Annotated in this window: 23 protein-coding genes and 1 riboswitch; of the genes, 19 read left to right on the top strand and 4 right to left on the bottom strand. The window is 35.1% G+C overall.

All coding sequences use genetic code 11. From position 1 onward, the window contains the following. The first annotated feature begins 62 nt into the window (after positions 1-62). Positions 63-443 (top strand): winged helix-turn-helix transcriptional regulator, encoded by a 381-nt coding sequence (locus tag ACW0JX_RS15985; protein ID WP_048564578.1) that lies wholly within the window; start codon positions 63-65, stop codon positions 441-443. Positions 444-775: 332 nt separating this feature from the next. Here the strand turns inward: ACW0JX_RS15985 and ACW0JX_RS15980 are convergent, their stop codons facing one another. Next, positions 776-2,086 carry a histidine--tRNA ligase gene (locus ACW0JX_RS15980; protein WP_459244915.1) on the bottom strand — a complete coding sequence of 437 codons (1,311 nt, stop codon included), beginning with the start codon at positions 2,084-2,086 and terminating at the stop codon, positions 776-778. 340 nt (positions 2,087-2,426) lie between these two features. Between ACW0JX_RS15980 and ybaK the strand changes: the two genes are divergently transcribed. The 7 genes from ybaK (at position 2,427) to ACW0JX_RS15945 (ending at position 8,380) form a co-directional block, all read left to right on the top strand. Next, positions 2,427-2,903, top strand: a complete 477-nt coding sequence (gene ybaK / locus ACW0JX_RS15975; protein ID WP_000710852.1) for a Cys-tRNA(Pro) deacylase — start codon at positions 2,427-2,429, stop codon at positions 2,901-2,903. 270 nt (positions 2,904-3,173) lie between these two features. Beyond that, positions 3,174-3,356 carry a hypothetical protein gene (locus ACW0JX_RS15970; RefSeq protein WP_459244914.1) on the top strand — a complete coding sequence of 61 codons (183 nt, stop codon included), beginning with the start codon at positions 3,174-3,176 and terminating at the stop codon, positions 3,354-3,356. Positions 3,357-3,381: 25 nt separating this feature from the next. Next, positions 3,382-3,891 carry a DUF6141 family protein gene (locus ACW0JX_RS15965; RefSeq protein ID WP_000813121.1) on the top strand — a complete coding sequence of 170 codons (510 nt, stop codon included), beginning with the start codon at positions 3,382-3,384 and terminating at the stop codon, positions 3,889-3,891. A 354-nt stretch (positions 3,892-4,245) separates the two neighbouring features. Then, a complete protein-coding gene (locus ACW0JX_RS15960) occupies positions 4,246-5,370 on the top strand; it encodes a helix-turn-helix domain-containing protein (RefSeq protein ID WP_095690495.1) in 1,125 nt (374 codons plus the stop codon). Between the two features lie 16 nt (positions 5,371-5,386). After that, complete coding sequence (locus tag ACW0JX_RS15955) at positions 5,387-6,412, top strand: alpha/beta hydrolase family protein (RefSeq protein ID WP_095690496.1); 1,026 nt, start codon at positions 5,387-5,389, stop codon at positions 6,410-6,412. Positions 6,413-6,612: 200 nt separating this feature from the next. Next, positions 6,613-6,969 (top strand): hypothetical protein, encoded by a 357-nt coding sequence (locus ACW0JX_RS15950; protein WP_001229424.1) that lies wholly within the window; start codon positions 6,613-6,615, stop codon positions 6,967-6,969. A 583-nt stretch (positions 6,970-7,552) separates the two neighbouring features. Continuing rightward, positions 7,553-8,380: an endonuclease I family protein gene (locus ACW0JX_RS15945; RefSeq protein ID WP_053563973.1), complete on the top strand. Its 828-nt coding sequence runs from the start codon at positions 7,553-7,555 to the stop codon at positions 8,378-8,380. A 146-nt stretch (positions 8,381-8,526) separates the two neighbouring features. Here ACW0JX_RS15945 and ACW0JX_RS15940 read toward each other — a convergent pair whose 3' ends face one another. Next, on the bottom strand, positions 8,527-9,957 hold the full coding sequence (locus ACW0JX_RS15940) for a YfcC family protein (protein WP_366987418.1): 1,431 nt from the start codon (positions 9,955-9,957) through the stop codon (positions 8,527-8,529). A gap of 200 nt (positions 9,958-10,157) precedes the next feature. On the opposite strand from ACW0JX_RS15940, the gene rraA reads away from it, so the two are divergent. From rraA to ACW0JX_RS15905, 7 genes are all read left to right on the top strand, one after another. After that, complete coding sequence (gene rraA, locus ACW0JX_RS15935; protein ID WP_000266049.1) at positions 10,158-10,637, top strand: ribonuclease E activity regulator RraA; 480 nt, start codon at positions 10,158-10,160, stop codon at positions 10,635-10,637. A 339-nt stretch (positions 10,638-10,976) separates the two neighbouring features. Next, positions 10,977-12,956 (top strand): DUF4430 domain-containing protein, encoded by a 1,980-nt coding sequence (locus ACW0JX_RS15930; RefSeq protein ID WP_459244913.1) that lies wholly within the window; start codon positions 10,977-10,979, stop codon positions 12,954-12,956. Between the two features lie 57 nt (positions 12,957-13,013). After that, on the top strand, positions 13,014-13,850 hold the full coding sequence (locus ACW0JX_RS15925) for a DUF4430 domain-containing protein (protein WP_095690499.1): 837 nt from the start codon (positions 13,014-13,016) through the stop codon (positions 13,848-13,850). Between the two features lie 22 nt (positions 13,851-13,872). Further along, positions 13,873-14,751 carry an energy-coupling factor transporter transmembrane component T gene (locus tag ACW0JX_RS15920; RefSeq protein ID WP_015055161.1) on the top strand — a complete coding sequence of 293 codons (879 nt, stop codon included), beginning with the start codon at positions 13,873-13,875 and terminating at the stop codon, positions 14,749-14,751. Continuing rightward, on the top strand, positions 14,730-16,385 hold the full coding sequence (locus tag ACW0JX_RS15915) for an ABC transporter ATP-binding protein (RefSeq protein WP_459244912.1): 1,656 nt from the start codon (positions 14,730-14,732) through the stop codon (positions 16,383-16,385). The genes ACW0JX_RS15920 and ACW0JX_RS15915 overlap by 22 nt, the downstream gene beginning before the upstream one ends. Further along, the gene (locus ACW0JX_RS15910) at positions 16,358-17,059 is read left to right on the top strand and encodes an ECF transporter S component (protein ID WP_023522507.1); all 702 of its coding nucleotides are present in this window, start codon (positions 16,358-16,360) and stop codon (positions 17,057-17,059) included. Before ACW0JX_RS15915 ends, ACW0JX_RS15910 begins: the two co-directional genes overlap by 28 nt. A 183-nt stretch (positions 17,060-17,242) precedes the next feature. Next, positions 17,243-17,965, top strand: coding sequence for a YwiC-like family protein (locus tag ACW0JX_RS15905; RefSeq protein WP_069355944.1), 723 nt, complete (start codon positions 17,243-17,245; stop codon positions 17,963-17,965). 32 nt (positions 17,966-17,997) lie between these two features. On the opposite strand, the gene ACW0JX_RS15900 is transcribed toward ACW0JX_RS15905, so the two are convergent. After that, the gene (locus ACW0JX_RS15900) at positions 17,998-18,189 is read right to left on the bottom strand and encodes a hypothetical protein (protein WP_000554029.1); all 192 of its coding nucleotides are present in this window, start codon (positions 18,187-18,189) and stop codon (positions 17,998-18,000) included. Between the two features lie 122 nt (positions 18,190-18,311). Next, positions 18,312-18,410, top strand: a riboswitch (SAM riboswitch). 40 nt (positions 18,411-18,450) lie between these two features. Here ACW0JX_RS15900 and ACW0JX_RS15895 point away from each other — a divergent pair. The 4 genes from ACW0JX_RS15895 to ACW0JX_RS15880 all read left to right on the top strand — a co-directional run bounded on the left by ACW0JX_RS15895 (position 18,451) and on the right by ACW0JX_RS15880 (position 20,367). Further along, the gene (locus ACW0JX_RS15895) at positions 18,451-18,768 is read left to right on the top strand and encodes a hypothetical protein (protein WP_002094089.1); all 318 of its coding nucleotides are present in this window, start codon (positions 18,451-18,453) and stop codon (positions 18,766-18,768) included. 260 nt (positions 18,769-19,028) lie between these two features. Further along, positions 19,029-19,418 carry an SWIM zinc finger family protein gene (locus ACW0JX_RS15890; RefSeq protein ID WP_366987413.1) on the top strand — a complete coding sequence of 130 codons (390 nt, stop codon included), beginning with the start codon at positions 19,029-19,031 and terminating at the stop codon, positions 19,416-19,418. A 23-nt stretch (positions 19,419-19,441) separates the two neighbouring features. Continuing rightward, complete coding sequence (locus tag ACW0JX_RS15885; protein ID WP_423096950.1) at positions 19,442-20,017, top strand: NAD(P)H-dependent oxidoreductase; 576 nt, start codon at positions 19,442-19,444, stop codon at positions 20,015-20,017. Next, positions 20,014-20,367 carry a group-specific protein gene (locus ACW0JX_RS15880; protein WP_459244911.1) on the top strand — a complete coding sequence of 118 codons (354 nt, stop codon included), beginning with the start codon at positions 20,014-20,016 and terminating at the stop codon, positions 20,365-20,367. Before ACW0JX_RS15885 ends, ACW0JX_RS15880 begins: the two co-directional genes overlap by 4 nt. A 40-nt stretch (positions 20,368-20,407) precedes the next feature. Here the strand turns inward: ACW0JX_RS15880 and ACW0JX_RS15875 are convergent, their stop codons facing one another. Then, on the bottom strand, positions 20,408-21,754 hold the full coding sequence (locus tag ACW0JX_RS15875) for a short-chain fatty acid transporter (RefSeq protein WP_459244910.1): 1,347 nt from the start codon (positions 21,752-21,754) through the stop codon (positions 20,408-20,410). Positions 21,755-22,200 lie beyond the last annotated feature (446 nt).

The raw sequence follows: 22,200 nt of genomic DNA, 5'->3' as shown, positions 1-22,200 counted from the left end.
GTACGCACATTTATGTAGTATAGTATCAAAAAAGATACTATTGATAAGGGAAGGGATTTATTATGGATTGTTCAAATGAAAATAATATAAATTACCCATTTTTAAATAAATATTCTTGTCCAGTTGAAGCTATGGTTGAGGTGATTGGAGGGAAATGGAAAGGGGTAATTTTGTATCATTTATTAGATGGTACAAAGCGCTTTAATGAATTAAAAAGATTAAAACCAAATATCACACAAAGGATGTTAACGCTGCAGCTGAGAGAACTTGAAGCTGATGGGATTATACATCGTGAAGTATACCGTGAAGTACCACCTAAAGTTGAATATTCGTTAACTGAGCTTGGTGAATCACTACGTCCAGTGATTCTATTAATGATGGAATGGGCAACTCATAATATGGAGAAGGTTTTGGAGAGTAGGAATACACAAAATAAAAGTTAATAGGTAAAGTGCTATAGTAGAGACGGCTGTGGATTTTTCTTGAATTGGTAGTGGGATTGGAAAACCGTATATTATCAGAATAGGTAATGGGATGTTAAAGATTTGTAGGATTAGATTGATTATAATTATTTTATGTAAACTGATTGCTTGGTTATCTATAAAATGAAAATATCTACTTATCGTTGATATAGTGTAAGTTATGATAGATATATTCGAAAAATCGTTAATATAATTTCACTTACGAAGGTGTTGTTCGTTTAGGAAAAAGGGCTGTTATGCGCGGACAGCCCTTTTTTAATTTACCTGATTTACATTTTGAGCACATTTCACAATCATAACGTGCTAGGCATATTACAATAATTATTAAATGGATTATCTTTCAAAGAAGAAAGGGGAACCTTCATCTCACTACCTTCCTTCATATTCCGCAGCACAACAGTGTTTGTACTAAGTTCTTCTTCACCAATAATAAGCACGTAAGGGATATTCTCTTTATTGGCATAATTAAGGGCACGTTTTAATTTGCGTCCTGCTAGTTCAAGTTCAACTTTTAAGGAAGTGGTAGAACGTAATTGCTGGGCAATTTGTAAGCATTGTAATTCTGTCCCGAGTGGGATGATAAATAGATCCGCTGTAGATGAGATTGTTTCTTTCTGCGATAGTGCTGTATAAATAACGTCTAAACCGAATGAAATACCGACTGTTGGATAGTTCATATTATCACCACGGAATGCTCCGATAATGTTATCGTAACGGCCGCCACTACCTATGCTAGATGTAATTGAGCCATCTTTTAGGAAGATTTCATATACAGTCCCTGTATACATTGTGAGTCCTCTTGCTAAAAACGGATTGAATATCGTATTTTCATTTATTCCGAGAGCGATTAAATATTGCTGTAATTGTTGTAATTCGTTTACGCCATCGGCAACGAGTTGGTTATTGAAAGCTTCTTTAAAGTCAGCAATTGTAAGCTTTAGACAAGATAATACAGTATTACATATTGTATCAGCCATTTCTTCAGAAATTCCGCGCTCTAATACATCTTTTCGTACACCATCAATCCCAATCTTTTCGATTTTGTCTAATGATAAAATGACGTCACTCGTTAGTTCAGTAGGGATGTTAATGGACTCGAGAATACCGTTTAATAATTTTCGGTTATTATATTGAATCGTTACTTCTAAGTTTAACGTTCGGAATAGTTCAAACGCCATGCTCATAAGATCAGCTTCTGCCATGACGGATTCTACACCGACTATATCAACGTCGCATTGTATAAATTCACGGAATCTCCCTTGTTTAATTGGCCCATCTCGAAATACTTTCCCAATTTCATAACGTTTAAAAGGGAGGCGAATATTCGGATTCATCGCCACGACTTTTGCGAATGGAATGGTTAAATCGTATCGTAAGGCAAGGTCGCGTTTTCCTTGATCCTTTAGCGTATATATTTCTTTTAATATTTCATCGCCACCGCCGTACTTGTAAGACATAAGCTCATACATATTTAACGTTGGTGCCTCTAACGGTTTGCATCCGTATCGTTCAAACGTATCTTCACAAGCCCTTTTAATTTTATTTCGCAGCACTTGCTCCTCTGGTAAATAGTCTTTTGTGCCTTTTACATTTTTCATTTCCATTGTAATCACTCCTATTTTAAAATTAAAAAAAGCTATGCGGGTATAAAAATACCCACATAGCTTTATGAACGCTTCGTGGGTCAACAGGAAAAGCCCTGTACCCACGAAGAAAAATTTTTCTTCGGATACACGGCGTTACGTATGATGATGAAGTTGGAAAGAAGTATTAAAATTTCGCATTACAAATCTCTCCTTAACATAAGTTTTCCAAATTATATCAGATGATTTTTGAATTATCAATATTTTTAGTTTTGAAATATACGTGAAGTTATGTAGGAGAAATGGAAAAGGGTGTATAATAAAACTTAATAATATGAAATAACCTTTTAAGGAGAACGTTATGAAAAAAGATAAAACAAATGCGATGCGAATATTAGACAAAGAAAAAATTGAATATTCGATGATGTCATATGATCCAGACGATGGGAAAATTGATGGCGTATCAGTAGCCGAGAAAATTGGACGAGAAGTGAGAGAAGTATATAAAACGTTAATCGCTCAAGGGAATAGTAAAAATTATCATGTGTTTATTATTCCGGTAGATGAGGAACTAAATTTAAAAGCTGCCGCAAAAGCAGTAAGTGAAAAGAAGATTGAAATGATTGCTGTGAAAGATATTACAAAAGTGTCAGGATATATTCGTGGTGGTTGTTCACCAGTCGGAATGAAGAAGTTATTTTCTACATGTATTGATGAAAGTGCCCAATCACTTGAAACGATGATAGTAAGTGGCGGGAAAATTGGTATACAAATTGAGCTTAAAGTAGATGACTTGGCGAAAGTGACGAGAGCGCAGTTTGGAGAGGTAACGAAGTAAATATACATAGGAAAAGAAGTTCTTGTTTTATTAAATTTAGATAAAGATTTATAGGATAATTAGTCCATTATGAGGACGGATTATCCTTTTTTCTTGCTACTGATCATGAGACGTTATGTTAACCGAGTGTGTATACAATATTCAACCGAAAACAAACAACATATCAACTCTATAAAATGGTAAAATAGGGAAAAGGGCATTCTGAATAATACCTTTAGAAACCACTATTTATCACATAGGGGTTTTCAAAAAAGTAAAGGGGGGGGATAAATGAAATATATTAATGGATTGTACATAGCACTTATATTGATGATGTTCATTAATTTACTTAATTTCATAATTTTTGATAATAAATACTCAGGGATAACAATGTATCTTTCTTCCGTTATATTCATAATTGGGAGCGCATTTTTTGGAAGTGCAAAACGGCTTAAAATGAGTGAGAAAAAATAAACCTTTTAGGAGGTTATAATCATTAATGAAACAACAAGAACAAGTAATCTTTCGTGAGGTTCAGCGATCCCCAATTTGGGTATGGATACTCATATTAGGGATCTCCATGCTGATGTGGTATGGATTTATTCAACAAATTATTCTTGATATCCCGTTTGGAGATAAACCAGCTTCTAATGGTGTCTTAATTGTTATGTGGTTGTTGTTCGGGATTGCCTTTCCTGTATTAATGCTTGGAGTATTGAAACTGATCATTGAGGTCCGTGAAAAAGGTCTTTATGTCCGCTTTGTTCCTTTTCATTTTCAATATAAGCAGTACCTTTTCAAAGATATACACCATTATGAATGCATTACTTACAGTCCAATAAAACGATTTGGAGGATGGGGAATTCGTTTTAACCTTAAGAATGAAAAGGCCTATAACATGAATGGAAATAAAGGTATAGAGTTAAAGTTGCAATATAACACAGTAGTAATCGGCACTCAAAAATCAGATGAATTAAAAAAAGCACTGGACTCAGTACAAAAAGTATAATGAAAATTAAACTTTAACAAACGGGCACAATTCAACAATTTCTACTAGGTATACCTACTTTAAAAACAACTTAAATTTACTTCCAATATCGAAAATTATGTAAATAAGTTGTTCACTGGATTCCCATAGAAAACTGTGATGAGATGAAATGTTTGATTTTGAAGCACTTCAAAATCTTAGCTAGATGGCTATGTATCGGTACCGACATTAAAAAGGCAGGAACATATCAAATATGTTCCTGCCTTTGATTTTAGACAGATGTTTCCTAACAGTTGATTTTGTAAATGAAAGTCGAATTTAAATCCATATTTTGTGTGAAATATAAAACATATAATAAAAGTATGAGGTGATACAGTGAGAGAGATTCATATTCATAAAATCATTGCGAATAAGAGAAAAGAAAAGGGAATTACGCAGGAAGAGTTAGCGGCGTATATCGGTATTACGAAGGCATCTGTTTCCAAATGGGAGACGGGGCAGAGTTATCCGGATATTACATTTTTACCACTATTAGCATCATACTTTAACATTAGTATAGATGAACTAATTAGTTATACACCACAAATGGAGCAGGAAGATATTAAAAATTTATATCATCGACTAGCCGAAGCTTTTAGTGAAGAACCGTTTGATGAAGTAATGATGGAGTGCAGGGGAATAATCAAAAAATATTATTCTTGTTTTCCATTATTAATTCAAATAGGAATACTTTTTATTAATCATCACATGTTAACAGAGGACACGGATAGAGGAATTGAAATTTTAGAAGAGGCAATGAATCTCTTTAGCAGAGTGCAGGAAGAAAGTGACGATGTTTCTCTTGTGAAAGAGGCGGCATCGTTTCAAGCAACTTGCTATCTTATACTCAATAGACCAAATGAGGTGCTTCAATTACTTGGCGAAACGATACGTCCTAACTTTCCAGAGGAAGATCTAATCGCACAGGCGTATCAAATGCTTGGAAATACTGAGAAGGCAAATGAAGTGATGCAAATTAGTATGTATCAACATTTAATACAACTCGTTGGGACAATACCGAATTATGTAGTAGTAAATGCTTCAAGCGCTGAAAAAGTAGAGGTAATTTTAAATAGAGCTTTTATGTTAATAGATATATATGAATTAGAAACGTTACATCCCAATATGACTTTAAAAGTATACTATGCTGCTGCACAAGTATATTGCATGCAAGGGAATTTTGAAGGTTCATTAGAAATGCTACGGAAATATGCAGCGGTTTGTACGAATAGCTTCACAGTAAATAGCCTGCATTTACACGGCGATTCCTATTTTGATGCGATTGATGGATGGTTTGCAGAATTTCCACTTGGTGCTAAAACAGTTAGAAATGAAGAGATTATAAAGCGAAGCATGCTACAAAGCATTGCAGAGAACCCGGTTTTCGTTCCGATGAAAGATGTAAGAGAGTACAAAAATATAATAGCGAGTTTGAAATTCAAATTAGATATAACGGAATAGAAGGAGGATTAATATAATGATCTTTGATGAATATGAAGTAGCGGTAAAAAGTGAATTAACTTTGCAAGGTACGATTACAAAGCCAAAAGCTGGTGGGAAGTATGCTGCTGTTGTAATTATCGCTGGATCTGGAGAAGTTGATCGTGATGGAACGATAGTACCGCTAAAGCTTGAGTCGAACATATATAAAGATTTAGCACATGTAATGGCGCAACTTGGAGTAGTGACGCTCCGTTTCGATAAGCGCGGAGTAGGAAAGAGTAACGGAGAAATTCTGAAGACTGGAATGTGGGATTTAGTTAGTGATATAGAGGCCATGATAACGTATTTAAAAGAACAACCATTTGTTGATCCAGAAAATATCATTTTAGCTGGTCATAGTGAAGGGTGTATGTTAGCCACTGTAGTAAACGCAAGAACACCAGTTAATGGACTCATACTTATTACAGGAGCTGCAGAATCATTAGAAGAAGCTACAAAAAGACAAAGAGAAATTGCTTATAAAGAACTAAAAGAGCAGAAAGGAATAAAAGGAAAACTAATGCGTCTTCTTAATGTAGAGAAACGCGGAGAAAAACAGATGGAAAAAATAAAAGAGAAAATGATGAACACAGAAAAAGATACGATTAAAGTTGGTTTTAAACCGATGAATGCAAAGTGGTTTAGAGAGCATTTTCAGCATGACATCTATAAAGACTTACAACAAGTAACATGTCCAGTACTAGCTATTGCTGGTGATAAAGATATTCAGGCTGACCCTGAAAGAGCGAAGCGGATCGGTGAGTATGTGAAGGGTGATTCTGAAGTACGTGTAGTAAAAAATATGGATCATAGTTTAAAAAGTTTTGAAGGTGAATTTAAAGCATTAGAGTTTAAAAAGAATTATGAAGAAGGGGCAGGAAAGCCACTTCATCCAGAGTTGGAAGAAATAATTGTGAATTGGATGGATGCGCATTTTATCTCGCAACATGCGGGTAGAAAGATTTCCGGTTCAATATTAGGCGAAAGTGAGGAAGTCGGAAGGGAGAGTAATTGTCTGTAAAAAAAAACGGCTGTTGTAGGTTGATTTAGTTTAGTATATGAATTTATTTTTTTGCGAATTCATTCATTATAAAATGTTCGTTTTTATTAATTAACGCGATAAAAACGAACATTTTTTTATTTTAAATAAATTGGATAATTAAACTATAACATCAATGTGTATCGTTGAATATCATAATAATGTAATGGAGGTGGTGTTATATGGCTCTTACTACAGGACCAATTGAAAACGTAGGAAATCAACCTGCTAATGCAAATAGAGTTAGGGTAAAAATCCTTAACCGTACTGCGGGCCCGCTTACTGGAGTAGCTAGAGTTTTTAGACTTGACGGTTCATTAGTATTAATTGAACAGGTAAACTTCAATGTAAATTCTAATGCTTCTACTTTTGCAACTCTAAGTTTAGTTCATCCTGCTCTTGGACAAGCATTTGAATATGAAGTTCAAATTGTTCCTAATCAACCTGGTGGACTATATAGTGTTTATGGACTAACAGCTGACAGTGTTATCATTACTGCACAACGTATTGTGAACTCAGAATTGACACAGTTTCTTTAATTAAAATAGATTGGTGCCTACATGGTATCCAATCTATTTTTGTACGTATTATTCAGAGAAAGAAAGGTTTTACACAAAAATAAAGACAGTTATGGAAAAAGGAAAAGTCGAGCTATCATCTTGATTTTTATCCCGCTATTTGCCGGGCAGTAAGACCACCACCTCAAAATTCAGCGGAAGCAAAGAAGTTAGGTGAGGGAGGAACGAAATCCCACTGATTAAAGTTTCACTTTATCTGTTTTGTGGCACGGTTTTCTTTGAATGCTTTTTATTCAAACTGTTTTTTTAAGTATTTATCAAATATGCATTATTGCATAAATAAATTTAAATTTATAAGTTAATATTAAACTACTTTTTAATTGTAAAGAATATTTTAATAATCTTTACGGGAGAAGGATATTTCTTGTGAAAAGTAAAATTGTTTGGAAAGTAGATAAACAAAAAGTTTGGAAATGATATAAACTCAATAGAGTTTTGTATTAAATAAAAAGAAAAGGGTGGGTATGGGTTTCTAAAAGTTTTGGGGGGAGAAAGCATTTTTTAGTTAGTAGCTTCAAATTATATTTTAAAGGGGAATGGGTATATGAAGTTTCGAAATACAAAGATTGCTATGATTACGCTATCTTCATTTTTTATTTTAGGTTCTGCATCTCTATCATTCACAGATACTATACACGGTGAAGTAGCTCCTGCATCAGCACAAGAGATTATTGTAAAAAGTTATGACGATACATATTATAATAACGCAATAGGAAAAACGGGCTTAGAATTAAAGAAGGAACTGCATAATATTATTGATAATCATACAAAGTTATCATACAGTGCGGTTTGGGAAGCACTAAGAGATACTGATGAAGATCCAAATAATAAAAATAATGTGATACTCTTATATACTGGTCGTTCGCAAGGGAAGCTTACGAATGGATCAGGAGTAAATAACTGGAACCGTGAGCATGTTTGGGCAAAATCTCACGGTGACTTTGGAACGACTGCAGGACCTGGAACAGATCTACATCATTTAAGAGCGACGGATGTATCTGTAAATAGTTCACGTGGAAATTTAGATTTTGATAATGGTGGTGTGAATCATTCTGAAGCGACAGAATGTAAATATGATAGTGATTCTTGGGAACCTCGTGATAGTGTAAAAGGAGATATTGCTAGAATGCTGTTTTATATGGCTGTTCGTTATGAGGGGGACAACGGCGAAATAGATTTAGAACTAAATGAAAAAGTGAATAACAATAAAGATCCATACATGGGGAAACTATCGGTTTTATTAAAATGGAATGAACAAGACCCGGTCGATGATTTAGAGCGAAAGCGTAATGAAGTGATTTTTACAAAATATCAACATAACCGCAATCCTTTTATTGATCATCCTGAATGGGTAAATAAAATTTGGAACTAAGATTTTTAAAGGTATTATATTTTGATAGAAGGGATTGATCATTATGATCAATCCCTTCTTATATTTTTACTAGAATAAATGATTTTTATAGGATTGAAGAGGAGAATAGGATAGATATTTTATCAAGTTAATTATATATGGGTATTTTAGTACGGTCCCCACTCAATATTCACCCCAACAATAAGAAAAACAAGTCCAATGATAAACCAAATGAGTGCAAGTGGAGCCATGAAACGAATCCATTTTCCATAAGAAATCCCGCTCGCTGCGAGAACGCCCATTAAAACACCAGAAGTTGGATTTAAGCAGTTTACTACACCTTCCCCAAGCATAACAGCCTGTACTGTAACTTGGCGTGTAATATGCATGAAATCAGCTAATGGAGCTAATATCGGAATAAAAATAACCGATTCTCCTGTCCCGGATGAAATAAGGAAATGTAATGCGGCACTACTTACGTACATACCGATAACGCCAAATACAGGGCTTTGTCCTTCAAGAGCTTGTGCGAGTTGGTTAACGATTGTATCAAGTAATTTGCCTTGTTCTAAAATGACTGAAATACAACGAGCCATTCCAACGATTAGAGCACCGTAGATAAGATTTTGGCAGCCAGTTAGAAAAGTAGATGCGATATCGTTTGCTTTCATACCACCTATTATTCCGGCTGTAATTGCTATGAAAATAAAAGTAGCGGTCATTTCTGCGTCCGTCCAATGTAGACGAAAAGCGCCTATTAAAAATACAATTAACGATAAAGCTGAAACGAGTAAAATTAATTTATGACGTATCGTCCAAGGAACTTCTTTTTTCTCCGCTTCTTTTTCGCTTGAAAGAGCGTTACTTGGAAACCAGTTGTCGCCAAGAATGCTTCCTTTATTCGATTTTTTCAAGCACTTTACATACCAATTAATATAAAGGATAGTGGCAAGTAAAAAAGATATATAGATTGCGGTGCGTAAACCAATCCCGGAAAACATCGGAAGTTCTGCGATCTTTTGTGAAATGCCTAAAGGTGAGGGGGATAAAATAGTAGCATTAAAACCAGCATAAGTGCCTAAATAAATAATTGCTACACCGACGATAGCGTCCCATTTTAACGTGCGTGCAACGATGATACCGATGGGGATAAAACCGATAACTGAGTTAACGATAATACCAGTCGTTCCAAGAATAGAAAAGAGCGCAGCAACTATACAAATGAAAAGTAATTGCTGATTCCGAAATTTGTTAATAACATGATAGATTAAACCGTCAAGAGCACCTGTTTTTTCAAGAATTGCAATAGCTCCACCTGTAAATAAAATTAGAAAGATAATAGGAGCAGCAAGTGTCATTCCTTTTTCAATAGCGGTAAAAAAAGAAACAAATCCTACGGGTGATTGCGGAACAGAATGGTAGCTACCTGGTATTGTCGTTGTAACGGTCCCGTTTGTAACCCTTTTAAATTCTCCAGCAGGAACGAAGTACGTAGCAATGGCGCAAAGTAAGGCAATAAAAAATAGTAGTACGTACGCATCAGGCATTTTAAACTTTTGTTTACTAGGTTGTTTTTTTGCCTCAGTTTGTATTTGCATAAAATCCCTCCTTCTTCACTTTGTTAATTTTTAATATTCTGAATTTAATCTGTGAAATAGATTATAATAAAGGTAGCTTCTTAAGGCAATAGTTTTTGTATCCTTTTCCCGCACATACAAATTATTGCAATATTGGACAGGGAAACGATAATAAGCCAAGAATATGTTATGTAGAAAGAAAAAGGAAAAGAGGGAACAAGATGTGGAAAACTACTGATTTATGTGATGAATTTGAAAAGGAATTACAAATATGTCGACAGTCTTTTCGGTCTTTTGGGAAGAAAGAACAATTCTACGGAAAAATTGCAACTGTAAAAGTGAAAGATGATAATGTACTAGTGAAGGAAGGATTGCAAACATTACCAGAAGGAACAGTATTAGTTGTTGATGGCGGAGCGTCTACGAATTGTGCGTTACTCGGTGATAATTTGGCAGCTATTGCGGAAGAAAGAAAGCTAGCAGGAATTATTGTGAATGGGTATGTTCGTGATTCTAGTGAACTAAAGAATATTAATATTGGTATTTTAGCATTAGGAACGATGCCAAATAGAAGTGTGAAAGAAGGAAAAGGAGAACGAAATATTTCATTGCACTTTGGACAAGTAGAATGGAATCCAAATGAATATGTCTATGCGGATGAAGATGGCGTCATTATTAGTGAAAAGAGCTTACATAGTTAAGAGTTAATAAGTTATTATTCTTAGAAAATAAATCCGATAAAGCATGGACAAAATTCTTTGTCAATAGTAAAATAATACAGAAATTTAAAATTTACAGAATGTATAGGTTTATCGTTTTACGATAACTTAAATGGAAGTAAGTTGTGCCAAGAAAAGTGAATGTTATCACAATGATACGTTCATAAACAAAATTATTTTTCCTATACAAATATAGCCGCGAATAATGCGGGTAGGAGGTGTTGTACATTTTTGTTCGACACTTACAAAAAGAGAGTGTCAATCGCACGCCCTTGAAGGGCCTTTTTTTGTGTAAATGGTAGTAAGGGAGGAAATTTTGGGATGGCAATGTTGAAAAAATGGCTGCTTACGTCTTTAATGGCAGTGACACTTGTATTTGTTTCTTTTGCGAATACAGTACATATTACGTTTGCTGAAGGAAATACAGCAAAACTTGCAATTATTGGGGAATCACAAAAAGGCATTATGTTATGTCCGAAAGAAGAGCAAATTAAAGATGGGGAAACAGCTTTAAGTTTGCTGCAAAAGGTCATGGGGGACAAAGTAGAATCTGAAACGATGTCGTTTGGAACATATGTAAAAGGCATCGATGGTTTAATGGCCGGAGCTACAAGTGGTTGGACATACGATGTAAATGATACATCTGCACAAGTTGGGGCAGATAGTTATAAATTAGAGTCTGGAGATGTTGTTGTCTTTCGCTTTGTTTCAGACTGGAGCAATATGAGCCAGGAAACATTGAAAGAAACGTTAGATAAGTTCGGAACGTGTAAAACAGAAGAACCTAACGGTGGCAAAACAGAAGAACCAAAACCAGAAGGTCAAGACGGTAAAACACCAGATGGGAAAAATCAAGGTGACCAAGACGGTAAAACACCAGATGGGAAAAATCAAGGTGACCAAGACGGTAAAACACCAGATGGGAAAAATCAAGGTGACCAAGACGGTAAAACACCAGATGGGAAAAATCAAGGTGACCAAGACGGTAAAACACCAGATGGGAAAAACCAAGGTGATCAAGACGGTGAAAAACCAGATGGGAAAAACCAAGGTGATCAAGACAGTAAAACGCCAGATGAGAAAAACCAAGGTGATCAAGACGGTAAAACGCCAGATGGGAAAAAACCAGAACAACCACAGCAAGAGAACATTCAAGTTCCAAGTGCACAATTAAATGAAGCCATTTCTAAAACATCAGACAAGATGTTACAAGATGGAATTGAAAGTGATTGGGTAGCTGTAGCGCTTTCTCGTTCTGGAAAGAATGTGCCAATTGAGGCAAAATTAAATTATGTTAAGTCAGTAACTGAAAAAGTAGAAAAGCGCATTAATCGTTTTTCAGCGACAGATTTAGCTAGAACAATTATTATGATGAATGCAATGAGTGCAGACCCTAAAAATGTAGGTGGACATAATTTAGTTCAAAAATTGTATGAGTCAGATAAAGTGAATTCTGTTACAGGTTATGCATTTGCTTTACTTGCATTTGATACGAAGAAGTATGAGATTCCAGTTGAATCAAAATGGAACAGAGTTGCTCTAGTGGAAGCACTGTTAAATAATCAGCATACAGACGGTGGATGGACTTATAATAGTTCAGGTAGTAAAGATAGTGCTAGTAGCGTTGATGTAACAGGTATGGTTTTATCAGCATTAGCTCCTTATCAAGAGCGATCAGATGTGAAACCAGCTATACAAAAAGCTGTTGCGTATTTATATAACGAACAGCTGCAAAATGGCGGTTTTTCAGCTGATGGACAAGAAAATTCAAATAGTACTGCGCAAGCAATTATTGGATTATCACTTGTTAAAGATGTAGATCAAAATCGTCTTCATAAGGCAATGCAAAACCTATTATCATATCAACTTTCAAATGGTGAATTTAAATGGTTACCAAGTGATCAAAATGGTAACGGAATGGCTACAGAACAGGCTCTTTTAGCATTACTTCAATTTAAGGAAATGGGAAAATCTATTTATGATTGGTCTAATGTAGACGCTGGTGATGTAATTAAGCCAAAACCGATTGAAGAGCCAGAAAAGGTCGTTGAACCAGAAAATAATGTAGTAGAAAAAGAAGTTACTGAAGAACCGAAAGAACAAAACCAAGTACAACAAGAAACAAAAGATGAAAATCTAAAAGTAGTTGTAGATAACGAACCGGTTAAGAATAAAAAAATCGGAAACGGTAACAGTCTACCAAAAACAGGAGCATCTTCTCATAGTGCAGCAACAGAAGTAGGTATGGGTGTATTATGTATTACTTCTGCATATGTATTATGGAGACGTAAAGCAGCTTAACAAAAAATTAGGAGCAATTATTTGCTCCTAATTTTCGTATGAAAGGTGAGAGATAGGATGAGTAAGGTGAAATGGTTCATTTCTTTACTGCTTTCGCTTGGGCTACTTGCCGGATGTGAAGAGGCAGCTGTAAAGCCTGAGAAGAAGGTAGAACCGAAGCAAGAAGAGGTAGCGAAACAAGAAGAACAAAAAGATGAAGCGAAGCCGGAAGAAAAAACAGAAGAAAAGCAAGCTGAATCAGAGCAAAAGCAGCAAGAAGAGCAGAAAGAGAAACAAGAACAAAAAGTAGAAGAGAAGCCGAAAGAGGAAAAGCCGCAGGCACAACCAGAGGTAAAGAAAGAAGAGAAACAACAGGAACAACCGAAAGAACAGCCGGCTGTAAATAAGCAACCAGAGCAGCAACAAGCACAAGAAGAGAAACAACAACCGAAAGCACCAGAAGTAAAAGAAGAAGCAAAGGTTGTGAATCAGCCGAAAGAAACACCGAAGCAGGAGCAAAAGAAAAAGTCAGAAGAGAACAATAGTGTACCAGCTCCACCAACACCGGTACCACCATCAAACCCAGTGCCACCACCAGTACCACCAGTACCTAAAGCAAAACAAGTAACAATCTCGGTAAAAGGAAATAACGGATATATAATGGGTGCGAAAAAGATGGATGTACAAGATGGCGATACTGTGTATAAAGTATTACAACGTACAGGATTAGATGTTGATGCAAGCGGATCTAGAGATAGTATTTATGTAAAAGGTATTAATGATTTATATGAAAAAGATATTGCGGATACTAGTGGATGGAAATATCGTGTGAACGGTGCTTTTCCAAACCATAGTGCTGGTGTAGCTACGGTAAAACCAGGAGATACAATTGAGTGGGTATACGTATTACAATAAGAAAGGCATTCGGTAAAGGGCTATGAAAATAAGTTTTTCTTCTTTACATCCTTTTGTGAATTTTTTCTATTATATCGGGGTGATGATACTATGTATGATGTGTCTTCATCCTCTTTTTTTAATTGGAGCAATAGTATTAATTATTATGTTAAATGTGATGCAAGGAAATAGCGAAAAGATAAGAAAGATGCTACCGAGCACAATTGTTTTCTTTTTTATGGTAATTTTATTTAATTCGTTATTAACGCATAGAGGTCGAACTACGTTGTTTTGGTTAGGTGATAGCCGTATTAAGCTTGAGGCGATTATGTTTGGAATAGTAATGGGGTTATTACTAGTTGCAGTTATGTTTACGTTTGCGTCATACAATGATATTATTTCCAGTCATAAATTTTTATATTTGTTTTCAAGAATTTCACCGAAAGTTGCATTGTTAACGATGATTACAGTGAGATTTGTTCCTTTGTTTATAAGGCGATTAAAGAAAATCACACTCGTTCAAAAGACGAAAGGTGTGCAGGTAGATTCAGGTTCGATAATTGAACGCGTCAAAAATGGTATGCAATTGCTGCAAGTATTATTAATTTGTTCATTGGAAGATGCACTGCAAACGGCAGATTCTATGCAAGCTCGTGGATTTGGTGTAACGAAACGTACGACATATATTCGCTATAGAATGGAAAAACGAGATTGGTATACGCTCAGTTATTTAAGTATTCTATTTATAATTGCTATCATATGTAGTACGTATGGCGGAGGAAAGTTAATCATTTATCCGAAAGTCGAATCTATTTTATTTCAGCAATACGATGGGATGATGTTTATCGTATTTACGATGTTTATTAGTTTACCAATTATAATGGAAGGAAGGGAGTGGTTATGGTGGCGCATGCAGAAATAAACAATTTATCATTTGTATATGCTGATGAAAACGAAAAAGCGTTACAGCATATTTCTCTTTCTGTTCAAAAAGGAGAGTTTATTGCACTTGCCGGCGGATCAGGATCCGGGAAGACGACTTTATTAAAACATTTTAAAAAAGAATTACTTCCAATTGGTAAGCGTACTGGGGATACATATTATGATGGTACTTTATTAGAAAATGTACCTGATTTGTTATCTGCTCAAGAAATTGGTATGGTATTTCAAAATCCAGAAAATCAACTCGTAATGGATACAGTTATTCAAGAATTAGCATTTTCTTTAGAAAATATTGGGTTACCATCACATATTATTCAAAAACGAATAGTAGAGCTTATTAGCTTTTTAGGATTTCAAGATTTATTGCATCAATCTGTTCACACGTTATCTGGTGGGCAAAAGCAACTTGTTAATTTAGCTGCGGTATTAGTTATGCAGCCAAAGTTATTATTATTAGATGAACCGACAGCACAATTAGATCCAATTGCTGCAAAAGAGTTTTTAGGATTATTAAAACGGATTAATGAAGAACTTGGAATTACGATTATTTTAAGTGAACATCGTTTAGATGAAGTTATCCCGCTTGCAACACGCGTTGTTTGTATGGATAATGGCTGTATTATGTATGATGGTAGTCCTAAAACTGTTATTACGAATATGTGGGGAGTAGAAACATTCCGTCCATTTATTCCGCAAATTCCAAGGCTATTTTTAGAGTGGAATGTGAGAGATATTCCGTTTACGGTGCGAGAGGCGCAAATGAAAATGAATAATTTTTCAGCGATATCATATGTAAATGAGCCAATAGCACAAAGTGAAAAGCAAGAGGTAATTTTAAGCGCAGAGCATATTTCATTCCAGTACGAAAAAAATAGTCCGCTTATTTTACGTGATTTATCAGTTTCGATTGAAAAAGGAAAATGGGTAGCGCTCGTTGGGAAGAACGGTACAGGTAAGTCTACACTGTTAACAATTTTAGCAGGATTACAAAAAGCGAGAAGAGGGAAAGTAAAGTGGAACGGGAAAGTGATACATAAAATTGATTCGAAAGAACGGTTTAAAAGTATTGGGTATGTATCGCAGTATCCATATTATCATTTTACATTTGATACAGTGTGGGATGAGGTGTATGAACGTGCACGTGAATTATATGGAGAACAAGGAAAAGAAATAGCAGAAGATACGCTAAAACAGTTTTGGTTGTATTCGCTTAAAGAACGCCATCCGCATGATTGTAGCGGAGGAGAGCAACAACTTCTTGCATTATGTACAACGTTATTATCAAAGCCAACGTTATTATTACTTGATGAACCGACAAAGGGATTAGATCCATGGAAGAAAGAAAGAGTAGGAGAACTATTTAGGAAGCTGCAAAAAGAAGGAACAACAATTGTAATGGCAACGCATGACATTGAGTTCGCTGCGAAATACGTTGATCAATGTATGATGTTATTTGATGGGACAGTCATTATGAATGATGCACCGAAAGAATTTTTTAGCGGCAACTTCTTTTATACAACATCTATCAATCGATTCATTCGAAAAGAATTGCCATATGCATTAACGTGGGAGGATGTGTACGAAGCGTGTCCAAACGATATGTTGCATTCATAATATGTATTTTTGCAGTAATAATAGGCACATTACTCTTTACTACACTTATTATGGACGGTTATTACATGTTAAGTAGTTTGTTTTTATTAGTTGTTATTATGTTACCTTTCTATATCCGTTTTGAAAGAAAGGCGTTTGTTTCACGTGAAATTGTTCTCGTTGCTGTATTAGCAGCAATTGCAGCAGTTAGCCGCGTACCATTTTCTATTTTACCGAGTGTACAACCAACTTCTTTTGTTATTATCGTTTCTGCAATTGTGTTTGGAAGTGAAGCGGGTTTTATGATCGGTGCAACAGCAGCGATTGTGTCTAACATCTTTTTAGGGCAAGGTCCGTGGACGCCGTGGCAAATGTTTTCATGGGGTATGATTGGTTTTATAGCTGGATTATTGCGTAATACATTTTTAATGAAAAAGCTATGGGGAAGACTCCTGTACGGATTGTTTGTTGGATTTTTATTTGGCTGGATTATGAATTTCTGGGGACTTCTCGGTTTTATACGAGAGGCAACGTGGGAAACAGTCATTTCGTATTACATCGCAAGTTTTTATTTCGATTTGAGCCATGCAATTTCGAATGTTGTCTTCTTACTATTATTTAGTACTTCTTGGATTACGATTCTCACAAGATTTAAAAAGAAATACGGTATATTAGATAAGCATAACATAGCATAGAAAAGCATACTCATATAAGGTAGGGTCGCGACTTACATATTCGTTTGCCTCTTTCATGCTTCTTACATATTGTAAGGAGCATTTTTTATTGTCAAAAAATAGTCCAATATATATCCGTTACTATATAAAATTATTCGTATAATAATAGGTGAGAACTATTTTCAAAAGGGAGGTGTATAGTTAATGAAGTTAGTTATTCCGAAGCAACATGGTGCATGGGCGATGCTTGCTATACCATTTCTATTAAGTGTCATACTTGGAAAACCTACTATATATCACATTCCATTGTTTATAGCTTGGTTCTTTATCTATTTAGCTACGTATCCATTCCTTATGTACATAAAACAAAAACGAAAAAAAGAGTATTTACATGCTTCAATTGTATATTTTATTATTGCGTTCGTATTTGGGATGATTTCTCTATTATATGAATGGCGCATTCTTTTATTCGTAATAGTCATGATTCCACTATTTATAGTAAATATGCATTATGCTCGTCAAAAAAATGAAAGGGCACTATTAAATGATATTTGTGCGATCATTGTGTTTTGTGTTGGTGGGTTAATTAGTTATTATTTTTCAATGAAACAAATCGATCATACAGCATTATTCATTGCACTTATTTCATTCTTATACTTTTTAGGTAGTACGTTTTATGTGAAAACGATGATACGTGAGAAAAATAATCCGAAGTATCGTTTTATATCTTGGGGTTATCATATTCTATTAACAATCATTGTATTTGCAATTAATCCGTGGTGCTCCCTTATTTTTATACCAAGTGTCATTCGAGCCATTATATTGTATGGCAAAAAAATTTCTATTATAAAAGTAGGGATTTTAGAAATTGTGAATTCTGTATATTTTTTAATCATAACGGCAATAATTATGAAGTATGCCATTTGAAAAAACTTCCCACCTTATGATGGGAAGTTTTTTCAATCTTGTTCTAAAATGTGAACGGTGTAATCGCAGCGTTGAATAGCTTGTTCGATCGCATAAAGGGATTGCTCAATACGAGCGCGATTAAAATCTTTTTCAACAGTCTGTAATGCTTCTTCTAAACAATGTTTTGCTTCTTGTAATGATTGAAAAGAATCTTGTACATATCCGCGAGCATTTTGATGCATTTCATAATCCTCCTTGCATATTCATATATGTATAGTATGAACAGTAAAGAAGAAAATATTATTTGTTATATTTGTTTGACAATTAAAATGAAATTACGTATAGTAAGAATTAAGTGAATATTTTCTTATCCAGAGAGGTGGAGGGACTGGCCCGATGAAACCCAGCAACCGCGATGCAGGTGCTAATTCCAGCAGAACATATTTGTTCTGGGAGATAAGACGAAGATATATACGTAACTTCTTCTTATCGGAGAGGTTTTTTTGTTGCAAAAAAACCGATTACGAAAATTTATATTAAGAAGAAAGGGGTTGCGCATTGCTGTGACACTCGAAAAATACGTAAAACTGCGTAGTACAGTTTATGAATATATGATAGAGCAAGATAAGCCAATATCATTGTTAGATATTCAAGAACATATCGTTTCGCATCATGAAGGAAAATTCACGAAAAAGATGTTACATCAATTTTATTTATCAAGACTATTAGATGAACTGAAACTGGATGGGAAAATTACATTAGCTGATGAATATCTCTATACTGAAAAAGGGGTATTTTATAAGGCGAGAAAAGGGAGCTAAGCTCTCTTTTTTTAAAAATAACGGAGTATGTAGAGTAAAAGACTGCTTAAGCAGCCTGATACAGGGAATGGTGTTGAGTGTGTAGTGTCAAAAATTGAATGTGCCTGAAAGAGGCAATTCGTATCGGCTGCAAATGAAAAGAGACACCTTCGCCGAATAGGTGTCAGTCGTTTTGCAAAATAGACTTGCTATTTAACAGTTCTTAGAATAACATGCAGGGGTTTGGAAGTCAAAAGGGAATTAAAGGAAGGGGTACAATTATGTACGCTTACTTATTAAAAGATATAACGAAATGGATCCCAAAGTACGTTGTAGATAAGGGATATGAATATTATGAAGATGGACATGTAGAAGATGTTGAAATACAAGATAACAAAGTGTTTGCTTTCGTTACTGGAAATGCAGGGAATTATGAAGTAGTTATTGATCTCGAAGATTTTTCAAAAAGTAGTTGCGAATGTCCGTATGAAAATTATTGTAAACATATGGCGGCAGTTGTTTATGATATTCAAGGTGCTGGTGAGAGTGCAGTTAAAGAGAAACTGAAAGATTTAGAAAAAGAAGAGTTACTTACTGTATTAAATCGACTGTTGCAAAGTTCGAAAAACATGCAAATTGTAGAGAAGATGTTAAAGAAGGGGAAACTTTAACTTATAGAGGGAGTTGTTATGTAGTGAACGTACTAATTGTATACGCTCATCCTAGTCCTTCAAGTTTTAATGCGGCGATTTTAAATCATGTGCAAAAAGGACTACAGGAAACAAATCATTCAGTTACCGTACTTGATTTATACAAAGAACAATTTGATCCAGTCCTCGTATTTAATGAAGAGAAGAAAAGACGTGATTTAGTAAATGAAGAAGAAACAGCTCGATACAGAACGTTAGTAGAAGAAGCAGATACAATTCTATTCATCTATCCAATATGGTGGTGGGGGATGCCAGCTATTTTAAAAGGTTTTATTGACCGTATTTTCGTAGCTGAATTTGCTTATAAATATGAAGGGGCTCTGCCGAAAGGATTATTGCAAGGGAAAAAAGCGTGGGTTATTAATACGTTAGACTCGCCTCTATGGTACGTCGCATTGTTATATCGATCAGCAGATTGGATTATGATGAAGAGAGGTGTTTTACGTTTTTGTGGCATTCGTGATATAAAACGGTCAGTGTTTCAATCTGTGAAAACGAGTAAAGTATCAAAGCGCGAAAAATGGTTATTACAAATAGAAGAAAAGGCTCGTACATTATGAATGAAGTCGATCGTATTATAAACTGTTGTCAGTATGATAACGAACTTTTTCGAAAGTATATTACGTGTTTACTTCAATTGAAAAAATGCAGCGATACATTTCAACAAATTCAAATAGAGTTAAGAAATGATTATTTAATAAGAGGAATTTGTGAAAGAGAAGTAGATGAGGTAGTAAGGGGAAGTAAAGAATATGAAACATATTTTCTTCCTAAAGCGTTACAGTGGAATTTTTTGAGGGAACATCCATACTTGATTGGAAAAATTTGCGAAGATTTTTTTGCATTTGAGTCATTACATCTTACGGACATAGAGTGGAAGACAGTTATAAATTGCATGGGAAATAAATGATTTATTATGTAAAAAAGCTAGTATAAAACTAGCTTTTCGTTTAAATAAATAAGAAGCATAGACTAATGATAAAACCTGCATATAGTAAGTTCACAACGCAAAATCCCATAATGTCACGAGCACCTAAACCAGCTATCGCTAATGCTGGTAATGCCCAGAAAGGTTGAATTAAATTCGTCCAAGCATCGCCCCACGCAATGGCCATTGCAGTTTTTGCAGCAGGTACACCAAGTTCAGCGCCAGCTGGAATCATAATTGGTGCTTGCACGGCCCATTGACCGCCACCAGATGGAACGAAAATATTAACGATACCAGCACTTAAAAAAGTAAAGAGCGGGAAAGTTGATTCGTTTGAAATGCTAATAAAGAAATTAGAAATAGCTCCTCCAAGTGAAAGTCCTTCACTATTTGCTCCAATCATCATGCCCATAATTCCTGCGTAAAACGGAAATTGAAGTAAAATGCCAGAGGCACTTTTCGTAGAGTCTGAAAAAGCGCGAATATACTGAATCGGAGTGCGGTGGAAAATAAGTCCAGCAATTAATAACATAAAAATCACGATATCGAGAGTAAGATTAAATCCTTTCGTATAAAAGTAATTGAAAATATAAATGAGACCTAACAATCCAACACAAAGTGTAATAATGATGCTATTTTCCATTTTTTCAGCGAATGTATTTTTTTCTACTTCTTGAGCAGCAGCTTCTTCATGGAACACGCTAGGATCTACAGTTATCGTATGTTTTTCATCTGGATGCATCGCTTTATTAATGAGAGGCATCGTAACGAGAAAAATAATAACTGGAACGAGAGCGTATGGTGAGAATAACGTTTCTGTTATCGGAATTGCCTCTTTAATACTTCCAGCAGTCGTTTTAATTAACGTTTCACCGCCTGTTGCTAACGTAAGAGGGATAGAGGCAGAAAGACCGGCATGCCAAATGAGAAATCCAGAGTAAGAAGAGGCAATTGCTAGTCTATAATCTAATCCGTCCAGTTGCCTTGCCACTTCTTTTGCGTATAAAACAGATACAACAATTCCAAAGCCCCAGTTTATGTATGCACCAAGTAAACTTACAATGGAAATGGCAATAATACCTTGTCCATTCGTTTTCGGTAGTCTGGCAGCTTTCGTTAATCCTTTTTTAATAAGAGGAGCATTTGCTAAAGCAGATCCAGTCACGAGTACAAGTGCCATTTGCATAGAAAAGGCGAGGAGTCCCCAAATTCCATTACCCCAGTGATTAATCATTTCTACAGGTGTTTGGTGAATCGCAAACATACCAAAGCAGATAACGAAAACAGTTAGTAAACATGATAAAATAAACGGTTCTGGCAAGAAGCGTTGCACTAAGGCGACGCAACCATTTGTAAAGGAACGAAACAAAATAGATCAACCTCCTTATGTATATGTATTACAATTATTCGAGGTTATTTGGGAGATAATCTTCAATATAAAGAAAATTCAGATATTTATAAGAGTGGTAATTTATTGATAGATTGATATAGAGCCTCGTATCAGATTCTGCTTTTAATATACTAGAAGAAAAACGGTTGTAAATGGGGTAGCACTTATAGGGATAGTATAGAGAAAGGTTACTAGCTGGCTTCAAAGCAACTGTTGCAAACTGGTCAAAAAATAAAGTTCATCATCCCGGAAGAAACTCTATTTTCATCAATAGAAGAAATTTTCGACGAATATGAACAGACAATCTTTGTAAGGGAAGTGTTTTAACGAATTCTCCAAAAGGTGTGGATGTATTAGTTAAACACTTAATTAAACATGTAAACTGCTTATATAAATTTTGATAGGTGTGTTTGAAGCAGTTGTTC

This window comes from Bacillus sp. C-3-6, from assembly GCF_054509685.1.
This window is presented reverse-complemented; position numbering and strand designations above follow the sequence as displayed.